At 59.6% G+C, this 26,081-nt stretch carries 23 protein-coding genes; 15 read left to right on the top strand and 8 right to left on the bottom strand.

What is annotated here, in order from left to right:
• Window positions 1-128: 128 nt before the first annotated feature.
• The 4 genes from QF043_RS03405 to QF043_RS03420 all read left to right on the top strand — a co-directional run bounded on the left by QF043_RS03405 (window position 129) and on the right by QF043_RS03420 (window position 7,437).
• On the top strand, window positions 129-1,040 hold the full coding sequence (locus QF043_RS03405) for an SDR family oxidoreductase (RefSeq protein WP_307417512.1): 912 nt from the start codon (window positions 129-131) through the stop codon (window positions 1,038-1,040).
• 481 nt (window positions 1,041-1,521) lie between these two features.
• On the top strand, window positions 1,522-3,312 hold the full coding sequence (locus tag QF043_RS03410; RefSeq protein ID WP_307417513.1) for a DUF1302 domain-containing protein: 1,791 nt from the start codon (window positions 1,522-1,524) through the stop codon (window positions 3,310-3,312).
• A 26-nt stretch (window positions 3,313-3,338) separates the two neighbouring features.
• Complete coding sequence (locus tag QF043_RS03415) at window positions 3,339-4,697, top strand: DUF1329 domain-containing protein (protein ID WP_056858326.1); 1,359 nt, start codon at window positions 3,339-3,341, stop codon at window positions 4,695-4,697.
• Window positions 4,698-4,941: 244 nt separating this feature from the next.
• Window positions 4,942-7,437 (top strand): LuxR C-terminal-related transcriptional regulator, encoded by a 2,496-nt coding sequence (locus QF043_RS03420; RefSeq protein WP_307417514.1) that lies wholly within the window; start codon window positions 4,942-4,944, stop codon window positions 7,435-7,437.
• Here the strand turns inward: QF043_RS03420 and QF043_RS03425 are convergent.
• On the bottom strand, window positions 7,434-8,309 hold the full coding sequence (locus QF043_RS03425) for a helix-turn-helix domain-containing protein (RefSeq protein WP_307417515.1): 876 nt from the start codon (window positions 8,307-8,309) through the stop codon (window positions 7,434-7,436). The two genes, QF043_RS03420 and QF043_RS03425, sit on opposite strands and share 4 nt — an antisense overlap.
• A gap of 137 nt (window positions 8,310-8,446) precedes the next feature.
• On the opposite strand from QF043_RS03425, the gene QF043_RS03430 reads away from it, so the two are divergent.
• Window positions 8,447-9,349 (top strand): DMT family transporter, encoded by a 903-nt coding sequence (locus QF043_RS03430; protein WP_307417516.1) that lies wholly within the window; start codon window positions 8,447-8,449, stop codon window positions 9,347-9,349.
• A gap of 119 nt (window positions 9,350-9,468) precedes the next feature.
• Here QF043_RS03430 and norR read toward each other — a convergent pair whose 3' ends face one another.
• A complete protein-coding gene (gene norR / locus QF043_RS03435) occupies window positions 9,469-11,013 on the bottom strand; it encodes a nitric oxide reductase transcriptional regulator NorR (protein WP_307417517.1) in 1,545 nt (514 codons plus the stop codon).
• Between the two features lie 147 nt (window positions 11,014-11,160).
• On the opposite strand from norR, the gene hmpA reads away from it, so the two are divergent.
• The 8 genes from hmpA to queC all read left to right on the top strand — a co-directional run bounded on the left by hmpA (window position 11,161) and on the right by queC (window position 19,488).
• Window positions 11,161-12,342 (top strand): NO-inducible flavohemoprotein, encoded by a 1,182-nt coding sequence (hmpA, locus tag QF043_RS03440; RefSeq protein WP_056858321.1) that lies wholly within the window; start codon window positions 11,161-11,163, stop codon window positions 12,340-12,342.
• Between the two features lie 210 nt (window positions 12,343-12,552).
• The gene (locus QF043_RS03445; RefSeq protein ID WP_056858320.1) at window positions 12,553-13,059 is read left to right on the top strand and encodes a disulfide bond formation protein B; all 507 of its coding nucleotides are present in this window, start codon (window positions 12,553-12,555) and stop codon (window positions 13,057-13,059) included.
• A gap of 793 nt (window positions 13,060-13,852) precedes the next feature.
• Entirely contained in the window at window positions 13,853-14,794 is a 942-nt protein-coding gene (cyoA, locus tag QF043_RS03455; RefSeq protein WP_065930545.1) for a ubiquinol oxidase subunit II, read from the top strand.
• Between the two features lie 3 nt (window positions 14,795-14,797).
• Window positions 14,798-16,816 (top strand): cytochrome o ubiquinol oxidase subunit I, encoded by a 2,019-nt coding sequence (gene cyoB, locus QF043_RS03460; RefSeq protein ID WP_017135070.1) that lies wholly within the window; start codon window positions 14,798-14,800, stop codon window positions 16,814-16,816.
• Between the two features lie 3 nt (window positions 16,817-16,819).
• Window positions 16,820-17,446, top strand: a complete 627-nt coding sequence (locus QF043_RS03465; RefSeq protein ID WP_056858318.1) for a cytochrome o ubiquinol oxidase subunit III — start codon at window positions 16,820-16,822, stop codon at window positions 17,444-17,446.
• On the top strand, window positions 17,446-17,787 hold the full coding sequence (gene cyoD, locus QF043_RS03470; RefSeq protein ID WP_010206434.1) for a cytochrome o ubiquinol oxidase subunit IV: 342 nt from the start codon (window positions 17,446-17,448) through the stop codon (window positions 17,785-17,787). The genes QF043_RS03465 and cyoD overlap by 1 nt, the downstream gene beginning before the upstream one ends.
• An 11-nt stretch (window positions 17,788-17,798) precedes the next feature.
• Window positions 17,799-18,686 (top strand): heme o synthase, encoded by an 888-nt coding sequence (cyoE, locus tag QF043_RS03475; protein ID WP_017135069.1) that lies wholly within the window; start codon window positions 17,799-17,801, stop codon window positions 18,684-18,686.
• 103 nt (window positions 18,687-18,789) lie between these two features.
• A complete protein-coding gene (gene queC, locus QF043_RS03480) occupies window positions 18,790-19,488 on the top strand; it encodes a 7-cyano-7-deazaguanine synthase QueC (RefSeq protein WP_307417518.1) in 699 nt (232 codons plus the stop codon).
• Window positions 19,489-19,613: 125 nt separating this feature from the next.
• Here the strand turns inward: queC and QF043_RS03485 are convergent, their stop codons facing one another.
• Window positions 19,614-20,492 carry a queuosine precursor transporter gene (locus tag QF043_RS03485; RefSeq protein WP_307417519.1) on the bottom strand — a complete coding sequence of 293 codons (879 nt, stop codon included), beginning with the start codon at window positions 20,490-20,492 and terminating at the stop codon, window positions 19,614-19,616.
• The gene (locus tag QF043_RS03490) at window positions 20,479-21,084 is read right to left on the bottom strand and encodes a helix-turn-helix transcriptional regulator (RefSeq protein WP_307417520.1); all 606 of its coding nucleotides are present in this window, start codon (window positions 21,082-21,084) and stop codon (window positions 20,479-20,481) included. The genes QF043_RS03485 and QF043_RS03490 overlap by 14 nt, the downstream gene beginning before the upstream one ends.
• Window positions 21,085-21,358: 274 nt before the next feature.
• On the opposite strand from QF043_RS03490, the gene glyA reads away from it, so the two are divergent.
• Window positions 21,359-22,714, top strand: a complete 1,356-nt coding sequence (gene glyA, locus QF043_RS03495; RefSeq protein ID WP_307417521.1) for a serine hydroxymethyltransferase — start codon at window positions 21,359-21,361, stop codon at window positions 22,712-22,714.
• A 96-nt stretch (window positions 22,715-22,810) separates the two neighbouring features.
• On the top strand, window positions 22,811-23,890 hold the full coding sequence (locus QF043_RS03500) for a pyridoxal phosphate-dependent aminotransferase (protein ID WP_307417522.1): 1,080 nt from the start codon (window positions 22,811-22,813) through the stop codon (window positions 23,888-23,890).
• 136 nt (window positions 23,891-24,026) lie between these two features.
• On the opposite strand, the gene QF043_RS03505 is transcribed toward QF043_RS03500, so the two are convergent.
• From QF043_RS03505 to QF043_RS03520, 4 genes are all read right to left on the bottom strand, one after another.
• Window positions 24,027-24,743, bottom strand: coding sequence for a hypothetical protein (locus QF043_RS03505; RefSeq protein WP_307417523.1), 717 nt, complete (start codon window positions 24,741-24,743; stop codon window positions 24,027-24,029).
• Window positions 24,744-24,813: 70 nt separating this feature from the next.
• On the bottom strand, window positions 24,814-25,317 hold the full coding sequence (locus QF043_RS03510) for a DUF6622 family protein (RefSeq protein ID WP_307417524.1): 504 nt from the start codon (window positions 25,315-25,317) through the stop codon (window positions 24,814-24,816).
• A gap of 68 nt (window positions 25,318-25,385) precedes the next feature.
• Window positions 25,386-25,640: a Txe/YoeB family addiction module toxin gene (locus tag QF043_RS03515; protein WP_307417525.1), complete on the bottom strand. Its 255-nt coding sequence runs from the start codon at window positions 25,638-25,640 to the stop codon at window positions 25,386-25,388.
• Window positions 25,637-25,891, bottom strand: a complete 255-nt coding sequence (locus tag QF043_RS03520) for a type II toxin-antitoxin system prevent-host-death family antitoxin (RefSeq protein WP_078739028.1) — start codon at window positions 25,889-25,891, stop codon at window positions 25,637-25,639. The genes QF043_RS03515 and QF043_RS03520 overlap by 4 nt, the downstream gene beginning before the upstream one ends.
• Window positions 25,892-26,081 lie beyond the last annotated feature (190 nt).

The raw sequence follows: 26,081 nt of genomic DNA on the forward strand, positions 1-26,081 counted from the left end.
CGCCACAACAGCGATTTAATCATCCCGCTGCCTTATCGAGCACCATTCAGCCTCGGCCGTGTTTATTGTGACCAAAGGCTGCGTGCGTGACACTCAACCCATTGCCATTGTCGCCAACGGAGTTCGGTATGAGTGAGTCAGTGCAGTTTCAGGATAAGGTCGTGATCGTCACCGGTGCCGGCGGCGGGTTGGGCCGTGCCCATGCGCTGCTGTTTGCCAGGCACGGGGCCAAAGTGCTGGTCAACGACCTCGGCGGCTCGGCCCAGGGCGAAGGCGCGAATGCCTCGGCTGCCGACCGTGTAGTGGCTGAGATCCGTGAGGCCGGCGGTATTGCCGAGGCCAACCATGATTCCGTAACCGATGGCGACAAGATCGTCCAGCACGCCCTTGACGTGTTCGACCGTGTCGATGTGGTGGTCAACAACGCCGGCATTCTGCGCGACAAGACCTTCCACAAAATGGACGACAGTGACTGGGACCTGGTGTACCGCGTGCATGTAGAAGGCGCCTACAAGGTTACCCGCGCCGCCTGGCCGCACATGCGCGAGCAGGGTTATGGTCGCGTGATCTTTACCGCGTCCACCTCGGGCATCTATGGCAACTTCGGCCAATCCAACTACGGCATGGCCAAGCTGGGTCTCTATGGGTTGACCCGCACCCTGGCGCTGGAAGGGCGCAAGAACAACATTCTGGTCAACGCCATCGCCCCCACCGGCGCCACGCGCATGACCGAAGGCCTGATCCCGCCGCAGGTGTTCGAGCGCCTCAAGCCGGAGTTGGTCAGCCCGTTGGTGGTGTACCTGGGCAGCGAGGCGTGCCAGGACACCTCGGGCTTGTTTGAAGTCGGCGGCGGCTGGATCGGCAAGACCCGCTGGGAACGCAGCCTGGGCGTGGGGTTTGACCCTGAGGCCGGCTTTTCGCCCGACGATGTGGCCGCGCACTGGGCGCAGATCTGCGACTTCGAAGGCGCCGCGCACCCCAAGGACAACATCGAAGCGTTGAAAGAGATGATGGCCAATTTACAGAAGTTCAGCCTCTGATCGTTGCTTGAACACCGTTGAATGCTAGGGGCGCTAAAAGCGCCCCCTTTTATTTGGGGCATAAAAAAGGCCGCTGCAAACGCAGCGGCCGAAGTAAGACGTTGGATCAAGGAGCGACAAATCAACGTCAGTGAACAGCGGTAATAGATTGAAACATTAGGCCAATCTATTGGAATCAGACTTTTCCTGGATTTACCCAAGCGGGCCATTTGCCCTGAAAGTGCGTTAAGAATAATCGGTTGTAACAAGATGAGTAATAGCAGTTCAGGACAAGGACTGTTGCAATTTCAGTAATGATCGCCTGCGCGCTATCCATCCTCCTGATAATCCGCCATCTGCCTAATCCATGGTGGCGCCCAAACCCCGGCCAGAGCGCCTGTTCATCCTTTCGAGCGACACCACGAATACCCCTTTGGTGCGCTTATCGCTCCCGAAGGGCGGCAGTAGGGTGGGGCCTTCTGTCACTCACCGGGGAAGACGCATGACAAAAACAACAATGCGCGCCATCTTCACGCCACAGGCGCTGGCCACGGCGGTTGCGCTGGGCTGTTGCGCCCAGGCACAGGCTGTTTCATTCAACATCGGCGAGATCGAAGGGCAATTCGATTCCTCGCTGTCGGTCGGCGCCAGTTGGGGCATGCGCGATGCCGACAAGAAGCTGGTGGGCATTCCCAACGGCGGCACGGGGCAGGCGTCCACCGGTGATGACGGGCGGCTGAACTTCAAGAAGGGTGAGACCTTCTCCAAGATCTTCAAGGGCATTCACGACCTGGAGCTCAAGTACGGCGACAGCGGCATCTTTGTGCGCGGCAAGTACTGGTACGACTTCGAACTGCAGGACGAAAACCGCGAGTTCAAGCAAATCAGCAACAACCACCGCGACGAAGGCGCGCGCTCGTCCGGCTACGAACTGCTGGATGCCTTCGTGTACCACAACTATTCCATCGGCGATTTGCCGGGCGCCGTACGGGTCGGCAAGCAGGTGGTGAGCTGGGGCGAAAGTACGTTTATCGGTAACTCGATCAACAGCATCAACCCCATTGACGTCTCGGCGTTTCGCCGTCCTGGCGCCGAGATCAAGGAAGGCCTGATTCCGGTCAACATGCTGTTCGCGTCCCAAAGCCTCACCAACCAGCTGTCGGTAGAAGGTTTCTACCAGCTCAACTGGGAAAACACCGTGGTGGATAACTGCGGCACCTTCTTCGGTAACGACGTGGTGGCCCACGGCTGCAACGGCAACTACACGGTCGGCAACCCGGCGATTGCGCCGTTGCAACCGGTGGCCGCAGCGTTTGGCCAGGGCTTCCAGGTGACCCGCGAAGGCGTGGTGGTGCAGCGCGCCAACGACCGCGAAGCGCGCGATGGTGGCCAATTCGGCGCGGCCTTGCGCTGGCTGGGCGATGACACCGAGTACGGCCTCTACTTCATGAACTACCACAGCCGCACGCCTACCGTGGGCACGATCACCGCCAACACCAACCTGGCCACCATCGGCCGCATCGTCAGCACTGCCAACGCCATCGCGCCCGGCAGTGGCTCGGGCCTGGCCCAGAGCACCCTGCTCGGGCGTGGCCAGTATTACCTCGATTACCCGGAAGACATCCGCCTGTACGGCGCGAGTTTTTCCACCACCTTGCCCACCGGCACGGCCTGGACCGGCGAAATCAGCTACCGGCCAAATGCGCCGGTGCAACTCAACTCTACCGACCTGACCCTGGCGCTGGTCAACCCGATTGCCGGCCAAACCGCCTCGCCGATCCGCAGTTCGTTCGGCTCGGACAACTCGGGCTACCGGCGCAAGGAAATCACCCAGATCCAGAGCACCATGACCCAGTTTTTCGACCAGGTGCTGGGGGCCGAACGCCTGACGCTGGTGGGCGAGGCGGCCTTTGTGCACGTCGGCGGGCTGGAAGCCAAGACCAAACTGCGTTATGGCCGCGATTCGGTGTATGGCGCCTATGGTTTCGGCGGCGACACCGACGGCTTCGTCACCGCCAACTCCTGGGGCTACCGCGCCCGCGCGATCCTCGACTACAACAACGTGTTCGCCGGGGTGAACCTCAAGCCCAACCTGTCCTGGTCCCATGACGTCAGCGGCTACGGCCCCAACGGCATTTTCAACGAAGGCGCCAAGGCGATCAGCGTCGGCGTGGATGCGGACTACCGCAACACCTACACCGCGAGCCTGAGCTACACCGACTTTTTTGGCGGTGACTACAACACCCTCACCGACCGCGACTTTATCGCCCTCAGCTTCGGCGTGAACTTCTGACTTGGTTTAAGGAAGGACAACAACCTATGCGTAAGCTATTTGCAGTGATGGCCCTGAGTGTACTGGCCGCCCACGTCATGGCCGCCGTCTCGCCCGAAGAGGCCGCCAAGCTCGGCACGACCCTGACGCCGGTCGGCGCCGAAAAAGCCGGCAACGCCGACGGCTCGATCCCGGCCTGGACCGGCGGCATCCCGAAAAATGCCGGCGCGGTAGACAGCAAAGGCTTTCTGGCCGACCCGTTCGCCAATGAAAAACCGCTGTTCGTGATCACCGCCGCCACGGTCGACAAGTACAAAGACAAGCTTTCCGACGGCCAGGTGGCGATGTTCAAGCGTTACCCCGAGACCTACAAGATCCCGGTGTACCCGAGCCATCGCACGGTCAACCTGCCGCCGGATATCTACGAGTCGATCAAGCGCAGCGCGCTGAACGTGCACGCGATCAACGACGGTAACGGCCTGGAAAACTTCACCGGCAACCGCTACTACGCGTTCCCGATCCCGAAAAATGGCGTGGAAGTGCTGTGGAACCACATCACCCGTTACCACGGCGGCAACCTCAAGCGCATCATCACCCAGGCTACCCCGCAAACGAATGGCAGCTACACGCCGATCCGCTTCGAAGAAGAAGTGGCGGTGCCGCAAGCCATCCCGGACATCGACGCGGCCAAGGCGGCCAACGTGCTGAGCTTCTTCAAGCAATCGGTGACGGCGCCCGCACGCCTGGCGGGCAACGTGCTGCTGGTGCACGAAACCCTCGACCAAGTGAAGGAGCCGCGCCTGGCGTGGATCTATAACGCCGGCCAACGCCGCGTGCGCCGCGCACCGCAAGTCTCGTATGACGGCCCGGGCACCGCCTCCGACGGCCTGCGCACCACCGACAACTTCGACATGTTCTCCGGCGCGCCCGACCGCTACGACTGGAAACTGGTCGGCAAAAAAGAGATGTACATCCCCTACAACAGCTACAAGCTCGATTCGCCGACCCTCAAGTACGACGACATCATCAAGGCCGGGCACATCAACCAGGACCTCACCCGCTACGAGCTGCACCGCGTGTGGGAAGTGGTCGGCACGGTCAAGCCAAGCGAGCGGCACATCTACGCCAAGCGCCACATGTACATCGACGAAGACAGCTGGCAGGTCGCACTGGTGGATCACTACGACGGGCGTGGCCAACTGTGGCGCGTTGCTGAAGGGCATGCGCAGTTCTACTACGATCACCAGGTGCCGGCCTACACCGTGGAAACCCTGTACGACATCATTGCCGGGCGCTACATCGCGCTCGGCATGAAGAATGAGGAAAAGCACAGTTTCGTGTTCGGCTTCGCGGCCAAGGCGGCGGATTACACGCCAGCGGCGTTGCGGTCCGAGGGCGTTCGCTGACTCAGATTAAAATATGGGAGCGAGCTTGTGTGGGAGCTGGCTTGCCTGCGATAGCATCACCTCGGTATGCCTGTTAGACCGAGGTGTCTGCATCGCAGGCAAGCCAGCTCCCACACAAGCCAGCTCCCACATTTAGTTTTACGCATGCCCTTCAATCACCCCGCTGAATACTTCTTCAACAACCGCCAACCACAGGACTAGGGTGGCGTCAGGTTGCATAACAATAAAAACGCAGGATGCAGCAATGACTGCCATGACCCGCTGCCTGGACCGTCCTGGATTCATGCCACGGCTGTCCGCCCATCATCTGTTACGCCCGCAATTGACCGAGCCGTTGCTCGCAGCAACCGTAAGGGTGAAGTTGCTGTGCGCGCCGGGCGGCAGTGGCAAAAGCGCGCTATTGGCCGAGTGTGCCTTGCAGGCGCCCAAGGGTTGCCAGGTTTATTGGCTGCCACTCAATGGCGCGGCCTTGAGCCCTGACGAGTTGTGCCGACGCTTGGCGCACAACCTGGGCCTGGCATTTGTCGATGAAGCCACCTTGTTGCTCGACCTCAGCCGCTGGCAGCCCACGGCGTGGTTGTTCCTGGATGATTACTGCCGCCTGCCCGCGCCCGAGCTGGATGCTTTGCTCGACCGCCTGCTCAGTGTCGCCAGCCCGGCGCTGACCTGGTGGCTGGGCGCGCGGCGGCGGCCCGCGTGCAACTGGCCGCGGCTGTTGCTCGACGATGAACTGTTGACGTGCAGTGAGCTGAACTTCAGCCCGGCGCAGGTCCAGCAATTGCTCGGCCCCGAGCAAAGCCTCGACAGCGTCATGCAGTTCAGCGGCGGTTGGTGCGCCGGGGTACGCATTGCCTTGCTCGGCGATGGTCACCCGGACAAGACCTTGCTCGACTACCTGCAACACGAACTGCTGCGCACCTTGCCGGTGGAGTTGGCTGAGGCCTGGCGGGTATTGGCGCACCTGCCGCGTTTCAACTCGAGCCTGTGCGAGCACCTGTTCGGCGCTGGCGACGGTGACCACTACCTGCGCGAATTGCAGGCATTGGGCGCCTTCATCCAGCCCTGGGAAGACACCGCCGATTGGCTGCAGGTCTTCCCGCCGCTTGCACGCTTGCTGCGCGATGAACCCTGGCCGGCCAAGCGCGCCTGGCATCGGCGCGCTTGCCAATGGTTTACCACCGAGTGCGATTGGCAAGCTGCGTTTGAGCAGGCCTTGCTGGCCGAAGCGTTTGAGGTGGCGGTGAGCCTGTTGCAACACTTCAGTTTTGAAGACCTGTTCCGTCAGCAGAATGCGCAACTGCTGTTGCGTTTGCATGAGCAGCATGGCGATGAATTGATGCTGGGCTCGGCGCAACTGGTGGGGCTGGTGACGGCCGCACTACTGTTCGCCGGGCGCTTTGAGCAAGCGGGTGTGTGCATCGACCAGCTGGCCCGGTTTGCACCGCAGCCGACGGCGGCGAAACAGCGGCATTTATTGGCACGTTGGCAGGCGCAATGGGGCTGGTTGCTGCACCTCAATGGCGATGCCGAGCGCTCCCGCGAGCATTTTCTGGAGGCTTTGCAAGCGTTGCCCGACAGCGCCTGGACTTCCCGGCTGATGTGCCTGTCGGGCCTGACCCAGCAAGCCTTGCTGCGCGGTGAGTTGGACGTCAGCCAAGCCTTGAACCGCGAAGCGCTGTGCCTGGCGCGTGCCCATGGTTCATTGGTGCTGGAGGCATTGCTGGAGCTGGATCACGCCCAGTTGTTGGAGCAGCGCGGCGCACCGTATCGGGCGCAAAGCCTGCTGGAAAATGTGCAGGCGATGCTGGCGTGCCAGCGCCTCAAGGCCGGGCCACTGGTAGGACGCATCGCCTTGCGGCGCGGGCATCTGGCGCTGCGCCAAGGCCAGGACACGCTCGCCGGTGAATGTTTCGAAACCGGTTTGAGCCTGTGCCTGCACAGCCAGGACAAGCGCGTGCTCTACGGGTTTCTCGGCCTGGCGTTGCTGGCGGCCAACCATGGCGATTATGCCCAGGCGTTTGCCCAACTGCGCGAAGCGGAGCGCTTGATGCAACAGCGCCATGTGCCGGACTCGGTATACCGCGCGGTGCTGCTGTTGGTCAGTGGGCACTTCTGGTTGCAGCAGGGGCGTGCGGAACTGACTGTGAAGGCAGTACGCCGGGTGCTGCGCCACTTCCGTGGGCCACAGGCCCGGCAGGCACCGCCGGCTACGCTGGAGCTGATTCCACGGCTGGAGTACCTGCTGGTGTTGGCCGAAGTGAAGCTGGGTGTGGCTGTTCAGCCCATGGAGCGTTTGTATGCCTTGCTCGACACCACCCGGCAACGCGGCATGCTCTGCCTGGAAACCGAACTGCACTTGGTGTTGGGCGAAGTGGCCTGGCAGTTGGGCGACTCGGCCGTGGCCCGTCGCGCCCTGCAAACCGGGCTGGAGCTGGCGCAGCGCTGCCAGGTGCAGCAGGCGATTCGCGAGCTGCGTTTGCGTGCGCCGGGGCTATTGAGTGAGCTGGGCCTGGAAACCCCTGCGGCGCCCAGCGGTGTGGTGGAAAACCCGCTGAGCCAGCGCGAACTGGAAGTGCTGCAGTTGATCGCCCAGGGCAACTCCAACCTGGAAATCGCCGACCGGCTGTTTATCTCGCTGCACACCGTCAAGACCCACGCGCGGCGCATCCACAGCAAGCTCGGCGTCGAGCGGCGCACCCAAGCGGTGGCCAAGGCCAAGACATTGGGCTTGATGGTCTAGGCGCAGAACGCCTGGCGGTATTCCCCGGGCGTGGCGCCCATGGCCTGGCGAAAACGGTGGGTAAAGTGGCTGGCGCTGGAGAAGCCACACCGCCAGGCAATTTCGCCAAGGGGCAGGGCGCCGCCACGCAACAGGGCTTGCGCACGCGCCAGACGACGCGCCAGCAGGTACTGGTGGGGCGGCAGGCCGAAGCTTTGGCGGAACATCCGCGCAAAGTGGTATTCCGACAGCGCGCACAGGCCGGCCAGTTGCCCGAGGCTGATTGGGTCTTCCAGGTGGTGGTCGATAAATTCCACCAACAGCCGCCGCTGATGCGCCGCCAAACCACCTTTCAAGCGCAGGCCATTGCGTGCGCCGACTTGGCTGAGCAAGGTGTGGCTGAGCATCTCGTGGGCCAGGCTGCTGGTCAGCAGGCGCTCGGCGGGCTCCTGCCAGTTGAGGGCGATCAACTGGTGAAAGCGCTGGGCCTGGCTGGCGTCTTCGAGGAAGGTGCTTTCGCGCAATTGCAATTCACGCGGCTCGCGGTCAAGCAGCGTGACGCAGCCGAGGGCAAATTGCTCCGGGCTGAAATACACATGGGCCAGCCGAATCTCGCCGTTGATCACCCAGGCCGACTGGTGCTCGGCGGGCAGGATGCAGAGTTTGTCCGGGCCACCTTTGGTGCCCGGCTGATCGCGCCGAAACGTGCCGGTGCCACCGCCGATGTAGCAGGACAAGGTGTGATGGGTCGGCGCCTGGTAATCCTGCGAATCGTGATGGTTGCTCCACAAGGCCGCAGACAAACCGTCACCGAGCTCGGCGCAGGCTTCCAGGCGTGCGTTGGGCGAGCGGTTAAGGGCTTGAAAGACTTGCAGGGATTCCAGATCAGGCATGGTTGTGCTCTCCGACGCCTTGCATCCTACTCCCGCCGGTGATGGCTGTGATCCCTGTGCCCGACAAAAGCGCAAGAATGTGCAAGAGCGCCGGCTGGCCGGCAAGGGACACTGTGGCTCAACCGATGGAGCCCGCTATGAACCTTTTCCTGTATTTACTTACCGTGCTGATCTGGGGCACCACCTGGATCGCCCTCAAGTGGCAATTGGGTGTGGTGGCGATTCCCGTGTCGATCGTCTACCGCTTTGGTTTGGCGGCGCTAATGCTGTTTGCGCTGTTGCTGCTCAGCCGCAAGTTGCAGGTGATGAACCGGCGCGGGCATTTGATCTGCCTGGCGCAGGGGCTGTGCCTGTTCTGCGTGAACTTCATGTGCTTCCTGACCGCCAGCCAATGGATCCCGAGCGGTCTGGTAGCCGTCGTGTTTTCCACCGCCACGTTGTGGAACGCCCTCAATGCCCGGGTGTTTTTTGGCCAACGCGTAGCGCGCAACGTGTTGATGGGCGGCGCGCTGGGGTTGCTGGGGCTGGGCTTTCTGTTCTGGCCGGAACTGGCAGGGCATACCGCCAGCCCGCAGACCTTGCTCGGCCTGGGCTTGGCGTTGCTGGGGACCCTGTGTTTCTCGGCGGGCAATATGTTGTCGAGCCTGCAACAGAAGGCCGGGCTCAAGCCGCTGACCACCAATGCGTGGGGCATGGCCTATGGCGCCGCGATGCTGGCGACTTACTGTGCGGTACGCGGCATTCCCTTCGACATGGACTGGAGTGCGCGGTATATCGGCGCTTTGTGGTACCTGGTGATCCCGGGGTCGGTGATCGGCTTTACCGCCTACCTCACCCTGGTTGGGCGCATGGGGCCGGAACGGGCGGCGTATTGCACGGTGCTGTTTCCGGTGGTGGCGTTGAACGTGTCGGCGTTTGCCGAGGGTTACCAGTGGACCGTCCCGGCGCTGATGGGGCTGGTGCTGGTGATGTTGGGCAATGTGTTGGTGTTCAGAAAGCCTCGGCCGGTTCAGCCAGTCTTGCAGGCAAAGGCAATCTGAAGGCTATCTAATGTGGGAGCTGGCTTGCCTGCGATGGCGGTGGATCAGTCAAAGTTGAGCTGGCTGACCCACCGCTATCGCAGGCAAGCCAGCTCCCACAGTTGACCGAGTCGCCTGGGCTATTTGAGGCCCAGGCGCTTGGCCATGCGGCCAAGGTTGGCGCGGTCCAGGCCGAGTTCGCGGGCGGCGCTGGCCCAGTTGTGCTGGTGGCGCTCCAGGCAGGCGCTGATGATTTGGCGCTGGTATTGCTCGGTGGCCTGGCGCAAGTCGCCGTTCACGGCCAGCGGCGCTTGCAGCGGTGCTTCGATAGCCGGCGCACTGACGTCCGGCAGGTCCAGGTCCTGGGCGCTCAGGCTCAGAATTTTCGGCCGCTCGCGGCAGTTACCCAGAGCTTTAAGCGCACTGCGCCCGATCAAATGTTCCAGCTCCCGCACATTGCCCGGCCAGTTGTAGGCCAGCAGCGCGGCCTGGGCGTCGCTGGTCAGGCGCAGGCTGCCCAGGCCCATACGTGAGCGGTTCTGCTCCAGGAAGTAGCCCGCCAGCAGCAGCACATCCCGCCCGCGCTCGCGCAGCGCCGGCACCTGCAGCGGGTACACGCTCAGGCGGTGGTAGAAGTCGGCGCGGTAGCGGCCATTGCGCACTTCTTCGGCGAGGTCGCGGTTGGTGGCGGCGATCAGGCGTACATCCACCTGGTGTTCCTTGTCCGAACCCAGGCGCTGCAACTGGCCGCTTTGCAGCACGCGCAGTAATTTGGCCTGCACGGTCAGCGACAACTCGCCCACTTCATCCAGAAATAGGGTGCCGCCATTGGCCAGTTCGAACTTGCCACGGCGTTCATTCAGCGCGCCGGTAAAGGCGCCGCGCACATGGCCGAACAGTTCGCTTTCCACCAGGGTTTCCGGCAGCGCGGCGCAGTTGAGGCTGATCAGCGGCTTGTCCGCACGCGGGGAGGCGGCGTGGATAGCTTGGGCGACCAGCTCCTTGCCGACCCCGGTTTCGCCGGTAATCAGCACGGTCAGGTCGCTGCCGCCCACCAGCTTGATCTCCTCGACCAGGCGCTTGTGCGCCTTGCTCTGGCCGATCATTTCCTTGTGCTGCTGGCCGCTGGCCTGGCGGTAGATCTCGGCGCGCTGATGTTCGTCTTCGGCGCGCAATGCCAGGCGCTCGATGCGTTCGGCGACATTGACGGTGGCCGCCGCCAGGCTGGCAAAGGCTTGCAAGGCATCCAGCTCGACGCGTTCGAAACGTTCGGTGTCCAGCGCATCGAGGGTCAGCAGGCCCCAGGGCTGGTCGTCGATAAACAGCGGGCAGCCCATGCAGTCGTGGACTTCCAGGTGCCCGTGCAGGCCGTCGACCAAACCGTCGTAGGGGTCGGGCAGTTCGCTGTCGCTGTCAAAGCGGGTAGGGCCGGCGCTGCTCAGCAACACTGCAAAACGCGGGTGCTCGCTGATCTTGAAGCGCCGGCCAAGGGTGTCGGTGCTCAAACCATCCACTGCCAGCGGCACCAGCCACTCACCGTCCAGGCGTAACAATGCAGCGGCATCGCACGGCAATAGCGCGCGCATGGCTTGCAGCAGGCGTCGATAGCGCTCGCCCTCGGGCAGCTCGCGGGACAGGTCGGCGACCAGGGGCAACAGGGTGGTGAGCAGCGATTGTGCAGTCATAATGACTCCTTGTAGTCTTTATGACTATAAGGTGTAGGCAGTCATACTGACTACATAATATTTAAGCTATTGAAAAGTAACGATTAATAAGTTGGCACGAATACTGAGTAGGTCCAGGTAATCAGTAAAGAGACCCAGGAGTCTGCCATGCTTAGTGCCCAAGACCGTGCCATCGTCAAATCCACTGTGCCCCTGCTGGAAAGCGGCGGCGAAGCGCTGATCACGCATTTTTACCGCATGATGCTCAGCGAATACCCAGAAGTTCGCCCGCTGTTTAATCAAGCCCACCAGGCAAGCGGCGATCAGCCCCGCGCCCTGGCCAATGGCGTGCTGATGTATGCGCGGCATATTGATCAACTCGACCAACTGGGTGATCTGGTCGCCAAGATCATCAACAAGCATGTGGCCTTGCAGATTCTGCCGGAACATTACCCGATTGTGGGCGCATGCCTGCTGCGCGCCATCTCTGAAGTGCTCGGCAGCGAGATCGCCACGCCTGAGGTGATGAGTGCCTGGGGCGCGGCCTACGGCCAATTGGCCGACATCCTGATCGGCGCTGAAGCCGCGATCTACGCTGAAAAAGCCCAGGCACCGGGCGGCTGGCGCGGTGCGCGGCCATTCCTGTTGGTCAAGCGTGTGGAGGAGAGCGACGAAATCATCTCCTTCTACTTTGCACCCGTGGATAACGGCCCGATCCTGCAAGCCGCGCCGGGCCAGTACATCGGTATGAAGCTGGTGCTGGACGGCGAAGAAGTGCGCCGCAACTATTCCCTGTCGGCCTTGAGCGATGCGGGCCTGTACCGCATCAGCGTCAAACGCGAGGCCGGTGGGCGGGTGTCCAACTACCTGCATGACCAGATGCACGTCGGTGCAACCATCGACCTGTTCCCGCCGTCGGGTGAGTTCACCCTGGCGGACAGCGATAAACCGCTGGTGCTGATCAGTGGCGGGGTAGGCATTACCCCGACGTTGCCCATGCTTGAAGCGGCCCTGGCAACCGAGCGCCCGGTGCACTTTATCCACTGTGCCCGCAACGGCGGCGTGCATGCGTTCCGTGATTGGGTCGATGCCCTGGCGGCCAGGCACCCGCAGCTCAAGCGTTTTTATTGCTATGCCGAGGACGATGGCGTGAGCCCGGCGGCGGACAAGGTCGGGCTGTTGAGCCAGGAGCAATTGGCGGCGTGGCTGCCCGAGGAGCGTGACCTGGACGCATACTTCCTGGGGCCTAAAGGCTTTATGGCGGCGATCAAGCGTCATCTTAAGGCGTTGGGTGTGCCGGAGCAGCAGGCGCGGTACGAGTTCTTTGGCCCGGCGGCGGCGCTGGAATAACGCGGTTAAAAATGTGGGAGCGGGCTTGCTCGCGAAGGCTGCGTATCAGTTGACTCATAAGTGACTGATCCACCGCCTTCGCGAGCAAGCCCGCTCCCACATTGGGTTATCTATTTATCCAGATTAATCCGCAGTTAACCCCTCTCTGTTTTAACCATGCTCTGTGTGTAAACTTGCCGGTATTGGCACAACGACAAAGGGAAAATGGGCATGAGTGACGAATTGCGTTTAGGCAGGGAGCGGCGCTTTCTGGTGTTGCTGGGCATCATCTGCCTGGCGCTGATCGGCGGTGCGCTGTACATGCAAGTGGTGTTGGGCGAGGCGCCGTGCCCGCTGTGTATCCTGCAGCGCTACGCGTTGCTGCTGATTGCGATCTTTGCCTTCATCGGCGCCGCCATGCGCCGCAAAGGTGCGGTCACCTTGTTTGAAGGGCTGGTAGTACTCAGTGCCCTGGGCGGTGTCGCTGCCGCAGGCCACCACGTGTACACCCAGTTTTTCCCGGAAGTGAGCTGTGGCGTCGATGTGTTGCAGCCGATTGTCGATGAACTGCCACTGGCCAAGGTGTTCCCACTGGGCTTCCAGGTCGACGGCTTCTGCAGCACGCCGTATCCGCCCATTCTTGGCTTGTCCCTGGCGCAATGGGCGCTGGTGGCGTTCGTGCTGACAGTGATCCTGGTGCCGCTGGGCATCTATCGCAATCGCCAACGCCAGGCTTGAGCCCGTTTCCCAAAACGCCCCGGTCTTCCTTGAAGGAAGTCCGGGGCGTTTTTGGTTGTAGGGATTTGTGAAAGGGCCGTGACGAGGGGCAACAATAGGTGCGCGCAGCGTGCGACATGTTGTCACACGGACGTTTTCGCAGGACGTTTCTGACCCGTCAAACCGCCGCCTGAATTTGCACCCGAAGGCTAAATTGTGCTGTCAGTTCATCGTTTGGGCGATGCCGCGAATGTCATGCGGTCCGAGCCGTTGGGTGATGTCCGAATGCCTTGGTTTATGGGGGCTTGAATCAGTTTTGCAAGCCCTTACAAGGTGTAAGGGAAGTGGCGTTATGCCCAATAACACGGCAATTTTTGTGGTTTTTGTTGAGAATCGAACACGATAAGATCGCGAACCTTTGCAGGTTTAGTGAAGGATTGTTGCTGTAATCGATAAAAATTATTTCTTTATAAGACATGGTTTATACATCGCTAGCTAACTACAATCGCCCGCACTGAATGTCCGGTGCTGTTCAATATTTGAGCACCGGAGCGGTCGAGGGGCAGATGGATGGCTCTGTGCGACCCCAAGGTTCCGGCAGCCTTTCAACTATCCGCACCAAATGGAATTGGTCTGTAACAAGGCCTTTAACCACGAAATCGAATAAGAACTCACCGCAGGTCCGTGAAACGTACACTTATGGCGTGACGGGCAGGCTCTTATTCAATCGAAGAGAAATGCCAACCCTTGGCAGGGTGAAGTGTTGGCGATCAAAACCCAACTGCATTGCGCAAGCTGCTTTAGAGGTCGTGAGATGAGTAAAAACAGGTACCCCCGATTACTAGGCTTTTTGCCGCTGATTGGCATGCTGTTAATGCTGGGAGGCTGCAAGTGGACCTTGATGGACCCAAAAGGACAGATCGGTCTGGATCAACGAAACCTGATCATCACCGCTACCCTGCTGATGCTGCTGGTCGTGGTCCCTGTGATCATCATGACCTTCGCCTTCGCCTGGAAATACCGCGCGTCGAACACCAGCGCTACCTACGCGCCTAAGTGGTCGCACTCCACCAAGATCGAAATCGCGGTGTGGCTGGTGCCGATCCTCATCATCATCGCCCTGGGTTACATCACCTATAAGTCGACCCACGAGCTGGACCCTTACCGTCCGCTGGAATCCAACGTCAAGCCGATCAACATCGAAGTGGTCGCGCTGGACTGGAAGTGGCTGTTCATCTACCCGGACCTGGGTATCGCCACGGTCAACGAGATCCAGTTCCCGGAGAACACTCCGCTTAATTTCCGGATCACCTCCGATGCCGTGATGAACTCGTTCTTCATCCCTGCACTGGGCGGCCAGATTTACGCGATGGCGGGCATGCAGACTCGCCTGCACCTGATCGCCAACGAAAAAGCTGAAATGGAAGGCATCTCCGCGAACTACAGCGGCGCTGGCTTCACCGGCATGAAATTCAAAGCGATCTCGACGAGCCAGGAAGACTTCAACGCCTGGGTAGCCGCAGTCAAGGCCGCACCTAAACAGCTTGATCAAGCTGAATACGACGCCCTGACCAAACCAAGCCAGAACAACCCAGTCGCTCTGTACTCCGCGTTTGAGCCGGACCTGTTTCAGAAAATCGTCGACAAGTACGAAGGTATGAAGCCAGGCAAGCCGGTCAAGCACGAGAAGAAAGAAGTGGCCGTGGTTGAAGGTTCTGACACGGGCTCGCATTCAACTGCTGGGGCAGAGGAGTAAACGATGTTTGGTAAATTAAGTTGGGATGCGGTCCCGTTCCACGAGCCGATCGTAATGGTGACCATCGCCATGATCGCGCTGGGTGGTCTGGCACTGTTTGCTGCAATCACGTATTTCAAGAAATGGACCTACCTGTGGACCGAGTGGCTGACGTCTGTCGACCACAAGAAAATCGGTGTCATGTACGTCATCGTTGCCATGGTCATGCTGCTGCGTGGTTTTGCCGACGCCATCATGATGCGTACCCAGTTGGCCATGGCCACCGAGGGTTCGCCGGGCTACCTGCCGCCTGAACACTATGACCAGATCTTCACCGCTCACGGTGTGATCATGATCATCTTCATGGCGATGCCATTCTTCACCGGCTTGATGAACCTGGCCTTGCCGCTGCAGATCGGTGCGCGTGACGTTGCCTACCCGTTCCTGAACTCCCTGAGCTTCTGGCTGCTGGTTTCCGGCGTGGTGCTGATCAACCTGTCCCTGGGCGTCGGCGAATTCGCCAAGACCGGTTGGGTTGCGTATCCGCCATTGTCGGGCATTCAGTACAGTCCGGGCGTGGGTGTGGACTACTACATCTGGGCGCTACAGTTATCAGGACTCGGGACGACGCTGACGGGGGTCAACTTCCTGGCCACCGTGCTGAAAATGCGCGCCCCTGGCATGAAACTGATGGACATGCCGATCTTCACCTGGACCTGCACCTGGGCAAACGTCCTGATCGTGGCTTCGTTCCCGATCCTGGCCGCTACCATGGCGCTGCTGTCGCTTGACCGTTACCTGGATTTCCACATTTTCACCAATGAACTTGGTGGCAATCCGATGATGTACGTGAACCTGTTCTGGGCATGGGGGCACCCTGAGGTGTACATCCTGATCCTGCCAGCGTTCGGTATCTTCTCTGAAGTGATCTCGACCTTTACCGGCAAGCGCCTGTTCGGTCACCACTCGATGGTTTATGCATCGGGCGCAATTTCCGTACTGGGCTTCATGGTGTGGCTGCACCACTTCTTCACCATGGGCTCGGGGGCCAGCGTCAACGCCTTCTTCGGCCTGGCGACAATGCTGATTTCGATCCCGACGGGGGTGAAGCTATTTAACTGGCTATTCACCATCTACCACGGCCGTCTGCGTATCACCAGCCAGGTTCTGTGGACCCTGGGCTTCATGGTGACCTTCGCCATCGGCGGCATGACCGGCGTACTGCTGGCCATCCCGGGTGCTGACTTCGTACTGCACAACAGCCTGTTCGTGATCGCGCACTTCCACAACGTGATCATCGGTGGTGCTGTATTCGGTTACATCGCTGGTTTCAGCTTCTACTTCCCGAAAGCGTTCGGCTTCAAGCTGCACGAAGGTTGGGGCAAGGCTGCATTCTGGTTCTGGATCTCGGGCTTCTTCGTCGCGTTCATGCCGCTCTACGCGCTGGGCTTCATGGGCATGACCCGTCGTCTGAACGCCACTACCAACCCTGAGTGGGTGCCGTACCTGTACGTCGCCATGTTCGGTGCGTTGATGATTGCTGCCGGTATCGCCTGCCAGCTGATTCAACTGTACGTGAGCATCCGTGACCGTAAGCAGAACGCTTGCGACTCCGGTGACCCATGGAATGGCCACACCCTGGAATGGTCGACTTCGTCGCCACCACCGTTCTACAACTTCGCCGTGATTCCTACTGCGAACACCATTGATGCGTTCACCGAAGCCAAGGAAGACGGTACTGCGTACCAGCGTCCTAAGCACTACGAGCCGATCCACATGCCGAACAACACCGCCACTGGCGTGGTGATGGGCGCGCTGTTGACCGTGTTCGGTTTCGCGATGATCTGGCACATCTGGTGGCTGGCAATCGTGGGCCTGGTAGGCACTATCGGTTACTTCATCATTCACGCTGCCCGTGATGATCAAGGCTACATGGTGCCGGTCGAGACGATCGAACGCATCGAAGCCGAGCAACACGCTCGCCTGGTAGCCGAGAAGAAAATCCCGGCCAACCGTGTAGAAACCTCGTTGGAACAGGCTTAAACCATGTCGAACTTAGTGACCAATGCTGGACACGCCCATGTCGATGACCATGGGCACGATGACCATCACCACGACTCGGGGCCAATGACCGTATTCGGTTTCTGGCTCTACCTGATGACCGACTGCATCTTGTTTGCGTCGATCTTCGCGGTGTACGCGGTACTGGTAAACAACGTAGCGGGTGGCCCGTCGGGCCACGACATCTTCGAACTGCCTTACGTGCTCGGCGAAACCGCCTTGCTGTTGTTCAGTTCGATCACCTACGGCTTCGCCATGCTGGCCTTCTACAAGGGCAGCAAGAAGGGCGTACTGAGCTGGTTGGCACTGACCTTCCTGTTCGGCCTGGGCTTCATCGGCATGGAGATCAACGAGTTCCACCTGCTGATCTCCGAAGGCTACGGCCCGCACCGTTCCGGCTTCCTGTCCGCGTTCTTCACGCTGGTAGGCACCCACGGTCTGCACGTATCTGCCGGCCTGCTGTGGATGGCGGTGATGATGTATCAGGTCAATAAGCACGGCCTGACCAACACCAACAAGACTCGCCTGAGCTGCCTGAGCCTGTTCTGGCACTTCCTGGACGTGGTCTGGATCTGCGTATTCACCGTCGTTTACTTGATGGGGACTCTGTAATGGCTAATGCACACTCCCATGACCATGACAGCCATGATGCGAGCCACGGCAGCGTAAAGTCTTACGCTATCGGCTTCATCCTGTCGGTCATCCTGACCCTGATCCCGTTCGGCCTGGTGATGTACCCAACCTTGCCGAAGTCGATCACCTTGATGATCGTCCTGGCGTTCGCGGTGATTCAGGTTCTGGTTCACCTGGTGTACTTCCTGCACCTGGATCGCTCGAAAGAGCAGCGCGATAACGTGATTGCGTTCGTGTTCGCAGGTCTTGTGATCCTGCTGCTGGTTGGCCTGTCGATATGGATCATGTTCAGCATCCATACGTTCATGATGGCGAAGTGAGGTAAGACCCGATGTCGCTTAAGCACTTTATCCAAATCACCAAACCGGGGATCATTTTCGGTAACGTGCTTTCTGTGGCAGGCGGTTTCTTCCTGGCCTCCAAGGGGCATGTCGATCTGGCCATCTTCTTGGCTGCGATGATCGGCACGTCCCTGGTGGTAGCTTCCGGTTGTGTGTTCAACAACTGCATCGACCGTGACATCGACTTGAAGATGGAACGCACCAAGAATCGTGTGCTGGTGCAGGGCCTTATCTCCCTGAAACTGGCACTGATCTATGCGACCGTCCTGGGTGTTGCCGGTGTGGCCCTGTTGTACAAGGTGGCCAACCCGTTGGCGGCGCTGTTTGCCGTGATCGGTTTTGTTATCTACGTCGGCCTTTACAGCCTGTACCTCAAGCGCAAGTCGGTTCACGGCACGCTGGTGGGCAGTCTGTCGGGGGCGATGCCGCCGGTGATTGGTTATGTGGCTGTGACCAATAGCTTCGACATGGCTGCGCTGGTGCTGCTGGTGATGTTCAGCCTGTGGCAGATGCCGCACTCCTATGCCATCGCGATCTTCCGCTTCAATGACTACCTGGCTGCCTCGATTCCGGTTCTGCCGGTTAAGCGTGGCATTCAGGTGGCCAAGAAACACATTTTGCTCTACATCCTGGCCTTCCTCGTGGCGACCTTGATGTTGACCTTCAGTGGCTACGCCGGCATGAGCTACCTCGCTGTCGCCGCCGCCATGGGCATGTACTGGTTGTACATGGCCTGGACCGGCTACAAGGCGGTGGATGACACCGTCTGGGCGCGCAAGCTGTTCGTGTTCTCGATCTTCACCATCACCGCGCTCAGCGTGATGATGTCCCTGGATTTCCAAGTGCCGAAAGAGCTGTTGCTGACCTACGCACACTGAGTCATCGAGCAACAAAAAGCCCCGCCTTCGCAAGAAGCGCGGGGTTTTTTATGGCGTGGCCTTTAAACTATTCCCACATTCTACAAATGCAGGAAGCAACGTGATGACGAAAAAAGCCGTGATGGTATTCAGTGGCGGGCAGGATTCGACTACCTGCCTGATCCAGGCGCTGGGGCAGTATGACGAAGTGCACTGCATCACCTTCGATTATGGCCAGCGCCATGTCGCCGAGGTTGAAGTCGCGCAGAAGCTGGCCAAGCAGTTGGGCGCTACCGTTCACAAAGTGATGGACGTGTCCCTGCTCAACGAACTGGCGATCAGCAGCCTGACCCGCGACAACATTCCGGTGCCGACCGTGAACAGCTCGGGCGAAAGCCTGCCGAGTACTTTTGTACCGGGGCGCAATATCCTGTTTCTGACCCTGGCGGCGATCTACGCCTATCAGGTCAAAGCTGAGAGCGTGATTACTGGTGTGTGCGAAACCGACTTCTCGGGTTACCCCGATTGCCGCGATGACTTTGTCAAAGCGCTGAACACGGCGCTCCAACTGGGCATGGACTATAAGCTGCGCCTGGACACGCCGTTGATGTGGCTGAACAAGGCTGAAACCTGGGCGCTGGCTGATTATCACCAGCAACTGGAGCTGGTTCAGCACCAGACCCTGACGTGCTACAACGGCATCATCGGCACCGGCTGCGGTCATTGTGATGCGTGCAACCTGCGGGCTCGGGGTTTGAATGAGTATTTGCAGGACAAGGCGGGTGTGATGAGCAGCCTGAAGCAGAAGTTGCAGTTGAGCTAGTTGTAGGAGTCATACTCGGTCATGTGGGAGCTGGCTTGCCTGCGATAGCATCAACTGAATGTCACTGACATACCGAGTTGTCTGCATCGCAGGCAAGCCAGCTCCCACATTTAGAGCGCATTACATCAGGCAGCGCTACCGGTAATCCAGCGTTTGAACAACGCCCGCGCGCCATAGGCCGGCAGGATATTGAAAAACGCAAAGCCGACTTTGATCGCGATCTGCACGTAGATCATGCTCAAGATGTCGCTGGTCTGCATCGCGCCATAGAACGCAATAAAGCAGAACAGGAAACTGTCGATAATCACCGCAAAGAACGTACTGAGGAAAATCCGCAGGTACAGGTATTTGGAGTTGGTCAGTTCCTTGATCTTGCACAGCAAGTAGGAGTTTATGTTCTCCGACACCAGGAACGACACCGAGGACGCGACCAAAACCGAGGACACCTGAATGATCACATCGTTGTAAGGGCCATCGAGTTTCCAGCCGGGCAGCCCTGGCAGAAACGTCGAGCCGTACAGCAGGATGATGATCATCGCGTTACTGGCGAACGCAAACAAAATGGCGCGTCTGGCCAACCGCAGGCCGAACTGCTCGTTGAGCAAGTCCACGATCAAAAAGGTCAGCGGGTACAGAAACGTGCCTGGCGTAACGATGATGCCCATCGACTCCAGGTAAATAGGCTTGGTCGCGGCGATGCTGGTGAAGATATAAAACGTGAACAGCAACAGGTTCAGGATGATGTAGATCATCCAGGAGTTTTCGTTGCGGTCGTTGATATCGTAGGCCGTCAGCGTCCCTCCCTGTGAATAAAACTTCTTGTACATGTTCTTAACTTCCATTTTATTGAGGTTATCCATGATTTCGCTGTTGATGACTTCACTCAGCTTCATCTTGATGACCTTGCCGGTGGCGATCACCATGATCACCGCCAGGCTCTTGTCATTCTCAAAGCCCAGCAGTTTGTATTTGCTGTTTTCGATGCCCGCTTCATAGGTTGTCATTGAAGCGCTCCTCGATGATGTCGCCGATCACACACAGGCGCTCTGAACCGGCGCAGGCTTCAAGGGTGATAAACATCTTTTGGGTGGCCCGGTCGTACACCAGCTTTTCTTTGCCCAGCGTGGACGCGCCTTTTTGCACGATGAGCAAATCGCCCGGCTCGTTGATGCCGGGGATGCCACGTTGCAGGCGCACGCCGATCAGGTTGTAGGAAGAGCCGAAGTAGTAGGTCAGCGGATACAGCGTGGCCAGCTCGCCAATGCGCTTGTCCAGGTTCTGGATAACCAGGCTTTCCTTGAGCACCGGCACGGCGGCCGGGTTCATGTTGCCCTGTGGGGAAACACTGCTCTCGATGATTTCCTTGGCTTCAAAATCGAGGGTCTCGATTTCATCGTAGGAGACGCCGAAGAAGTCCGAGATCTTGCGGACGGTGGACTGCTGCACGTTGACGACCTTGCCTTCCAGGATGTTGTAGATGGTGGTCCTGGTCAGGCCGGCGGCATTGGACAGCGACAGCTGCGTCTCGCCGCGGCTTTTGATCAAGTACTTGATGTTGCTCTTCAAGTGCTCGGTTTTTTCGCGTCTGTGTATCACGTGCTCACCACTTCCTTTTAGTCGTTAACGTCCATTGTTTGCGCAACCACAACAGGTAGCGCCCGTTCCGGGGGCGCTTGTGGTTTTGCGGCGGCGGGAGTGTTGCATGCGTCGGGCCTAACAATAAAGTCCGGATGCGCTGCGGGCGTGCTTTTGATGGGGTTGGCGTCTGGAAAGTGAACATTTGATTTGGAAAATGTTTAATTTCCTGTTTAATTGATCCTCTCGGTTCAGGACGGACCGGCACGCAACGCCCAGGAAGGGACCCGCACTGATGGCATTCAATACCGTACCTCTGAAAGACCAGGCCGACCTGCTGCGTCGTGGCCTGGCGGATCTGCGTGCAGAAGACTTCGAGCTCGCCAGCCTGCTGGATGCTGAAGTCACTCGCCAGCATCGCACCCTCTCACTGGTGGCTTCCTCCTGTGCGGTCAAGCCTCGCACGCTGGTGGCCTGCGCCTCGGCCCTGGTCAATGTGAGCGCCGAAGGCACACCCGGCAAACGCTATCGCACCGGCTGCGAAAATGTCGATTTAGTGGAGTCCCTGGCCATCCGCAGAGCGCGGGAGTTGTTCGACGCGCATTACGCCGGCGTGCAGCCTCATTCGGCGTCCAATGCCATATCCCAAGTGCTGTCGGCGCTGCTGGAGCCGGGTGATACGCTACTGGGCATGGCCCACGACCATGGCGGCGAACTCACCCTTGGCAGCCCGGCGGTGTTCACCGGGGCTTATTACAAGGCTATCCGCTACGGCACCACCGACGAAGGCCTTATCGATTATGAGCAAGTGCGCAGCCTGGCGCTGGCCCATCGCCCACGCATCATTATTTGCGGTGCGGGTGCGTACTCCAGGGTGGTGGATTTTGAGCGGTTTCGCGCGATTGCCGACGAGGCGGGCGCCATCCTGCTGGCGGATATTTCCGCTATCGCCGGGCTGGTGGTGACGGGTCGCCACCCGAGCCCGATCAACGCCGCACACGTCACCATCACCTGCACGCACAAGCAATTGGGTGGCCCACGGGGTGGGTTGATTCTGTGCGGCCGCGACGCCGAGACCAAGGTGCCTGGCCTGCGGTCGACGTTCAGCCGTGTGCTGGATCAAGCCGTGTTCCCGCGCATGCAAGGGGCGCCGGCGGTCAATATGATCGCGGCAAAAGCGGCCGCCTTCGGGTATGCGAAGTCAGCGCAATTTGACGCCTGCATGGGGCGTGGTCGTGCGCTTGCCGATGAAGTGGCCAGTGCGTTTGCAGCCCAGGGTTACGACGTGGTGGGCGGGCGCAGTGACAACCATACGGTACTGATCCGGTTGCAGGGCGCCATGACCGGCGCCATCGCCGAGGCGGCCCTGGAGTCTTGCGCCATTGTGGTGAGCAAGCACCGCGTACCGGGCGAGACACGCTCGAAGTTGGTCACCAGCGGTTTGTGTCTCGGCACCGGCTCAATGGCGCAACGCGAAATCGACAGCGACGGCTGTCGGCAGGTGATTGAGCTGATTTGTCGGGTGTTGGAAAACGTCACCCCGCTGGGCGAACAGGACTATCGGCTTGAGCCTGAGGTGCGCGAGCAGGTGCGCACGGCGGTGGAAGCCTTGTGCATGAATTACCCGATCGCCGACTACCTGGAGGGCTGATCGCGGCGCAGGAGGCTAAATCAGCTGGGCGCCTTCTCGTCATACTTCTTTGTACGAACCGTGAGAAACCATCACCCGTCTACAAGGAATCGCGCCATGTTCAGCGTAAGTCGTCGGTCTCTTCTCGCCTTTGGCGCCGCCCTGCCGGTGCTGGGCCGCCTGGACTGGGCGCTCGCCAGCCCGCCATCGGTCGCGGCGGACACGGTGCGGCTCAATTACAACGAAAGCCCCTACGGCCCATCAGCCTCCGCCCGCGAGGCGATGCAGCGCGGCATCGCCCTCTCCGGGCTGTACCCCTATGGCTACATGTACGGCTTGGCCGAACAGTTCGCCAAGGCGCACGGGCTTGTCGAAGAACAGGTCGCTGTATTTGCCGGCTCCATGGCCGCCCTGCGCTACGCGGTGCTGGCGTTTACCAGTCAGACTCGTGGTCTGGTGATGGCCACGCCGTCCTATGAAGTGCCGCGTCAGGCCGCCGAAGCCTGGCAGGCACCGGTGCACGAAGTGAGCCTCAATGCCGACCACGCCCATGATGTGCCGGCCATGCTTGCCGCGGACCCTCAGGCGGGCATGCTGTACCTGTGCAACCCCAACAACCCGACCGGCACCCTGACGCCCACCGAAGCGATCCGCCAGGCGCTGGCGAACAAACCCAAAGGCTGCGTGCTGGTGGTGGACGAGGCCTACATCGACTTCTGCGATGCCCCAAGCTGCGTGAGCTGGGTCAAGGACCACGACGATTTGCTGGTGCTGCGCACCTTCTCGAAAATCTACGGCATGGCCGGCGCGCGCCTGGGCCTGGCGATCGGCCACCCGGCGTTGCTGGAACGCCTGGCAGTGTTTGGTGGCGACAATGTGCCGGCCGCGTCCACGTTACTCGGAGCCCGGGCAAGCCTGGACGACCTCAAGCTGGTGCCGCAACGCAAGGTGCTCAACGCCCAACTGCGTGACGAAACCGTGGCTTGGCTCAAGGCACGGGGTTTTACCTGCACCGCGTCGCAAAGCAACTGTTTCATGATTAACGTGAAACAACCTGCAGAACAGGTGATCGAGACGCTGGCTGCACAGGGCGTATTGGTCGGGCGGGTGTGGAAGGATTGGCCGCAGTGGGTGCGGGTGACGGTGGGCAATAAACAGGAGATGGCGCGGTTTCGCGAGGTGTTCGCGAGTCTTTAAAACCCCACAAAAACCATGTGGGAGCGGGCTTGCTCGCGAAGGCGGTGTGTCAGTAACAAATGTTCTGACTGATACATCGCTTTCGCGAGCAAGCCCGCTCCCACATTTTTAGTCCAGCTGTGTTGCAGGTAATGCGTTACTGCTGCGCGATGCTGTACCCATCAAACGCCGTCTGCTGCTGCAGCGCAGTAATCACACTCTTGCGGCTCAACGGTTGCTCGGCGCCGGTGTTATCCACAAAGCTATCGGTTTCAAGCTCAGCCTCGTCACCTTCACCCACAAAGCGCAAGCCCAAAAACTCGAATGCCTCGCGGTCAACGTTGAGCTTGGAGCGCGGCGTGCGCAGCGGCAGGGTGACGCTGATGCCATCCTTGCTGATCACAAACACTTCGGCTTCTTTCTTGGCCCGTGCAGCCTTGCCCTTGCCGGCGCTTGGGTTGCTGATGGCCTGGTGAGACTGGTTCAGCACCTTGAGGGCCAGGCCGTAGACCAGCTCCTGAAACTCGGGGTCGTCCTTGAAGCTGGAGAGGATGCGGCTGATCGAGAACTTACTGCTCAAGTCTTCCAGGGCGATATTGTCGGCCGCTTCGGCATCCTTGAGTTGCTTGAGCTGGCCCATCAGGTCGTAGGCCTTGTCGTCGTCGAAGGCGTCATGGGCCTGGCGGATGGCCACGCGCAGTTCTCGGATCTGGTCGCTTTCCTTGGAGGTGTGGAACGCGTCCAGCACCATCTCGCTGATGATCTTGGCCGCAGGCACATGCTGTGAAAGATTGATGGCGTTTTCGTATTCGGCCTTCGAGTGCAGGGCGACTACGGATTCTTCGGCGGCGTGTTCGGTGTAAGAATCAGGCATTGAAATTTCACTACTTCAGTAAACGGGGACAAAAAAGCGTCGCGCATTTTCGGCGGCCACGCAGGTCAGGTCAAGGCAGCACACTGCCCTTATCGCGGCGCAAGGCGCTCAGCGCCCGCTGCAATCGATCGGCCCGCCCGCAGAACAGACCAACGGTAAACCCCGACACACCCCCCACCGCCAATAACATCTCGGGTGTGCTCAACAGCAGCGGATGCACGGCCTGCTGATAGCCGAAGTAGTACTTCACCGCAAAGAACAGCTGCGAGATCAGCAAGGTTTTCCAGGTGCCCGCCAGCACCAGCGTTTCGCCATCGGCATCGAGCCGGGCGCCATCGGCGTTGAATAGCAGCATCCCCATCAGGCAGCCTGCCAGCACGCCACCGCCCCAGGCACCACTCGACAGAATCGAAGGCGCCAGCGACATCAGCGACCACACCACCAGCACCACCGGCAAAATCAACAATGAGCGGCGATTCTCGCGCCCGCCCAGGCAGGCCTTGACGCCGTAATAACACATCCACAGGTAGATGGCGTACACCCACAGGGGCGTGCCTTGGAGGATATCGAGCATGGGTGCTTCCTTGCAGTAATGCGTCGGGTACTTTCAGGAGAGGAGCAGATCAGGCGATGTGAGCACGGTCAGTAATGATAGCGGCACATCAAAATTTGTACTTCATCCTCCTCAATACCATAAACAAGTCGATGCTCGGCAGTGATTCTGCGGGACCAGAAGCCACTCAGGTTGTGTTTGAGAGGTTCAGGTTTGCCGACACCATCAAAGGGGGCTCTTTGGATCGCTTTGATCAGCAGGTTTATACGCTTGAGGCCTGCCTTGTCGTTTTGTTGAAACCAGAGGTAGTCGTCCCAGCCTTCAGGGGTAAAAAGTATTTTCATTCTTCAATCAACCGCCTTGGCTTGGCTTTACCTGCTCGCAAGCTGTTGACTGAGTTGATGAGACGTTCGGCATTTTTTGGCGAACGCAGCAGATAGGCTGTCTCTTCAAGAGCATTGAATTCTGACAGCGAGATCATCACCACCGGCTCGCCTTTTTGTCGTGTCAGCAGCAGCGGGATGTGATCCTCGTTAACTCGGTCCATCGTTTCGGACAAATGGGCGCGGGCGTTGGTGTAGTTGATGGTTTCCATGCAGGTCTCCTCATTGGTGGCTGAAACGTACAGAAATACGTACATATCTACAAGGGTCATCTTATCAACGGTCACGTGCGTGGTGATGTCATCATTTCAGTGCTGACCCACATCAACACCCCCCCACCGCAAAACCCGTTACAACACAAAGGCCTGATGAACCCATAAAAACAACCGCTGGCCCGCGCCG

It is taken from the genome of Pseudomonas sp. W3I7 (assembly GCF_030816095.1).
GTDB classification, from domain to species: Bacteria; Pseudomonadota; Gammaproteobacteria; order Pseudomonadales; family Pseudomonadaceae; genus Aquipseudomonas; species Aquipseudomonas salomonii.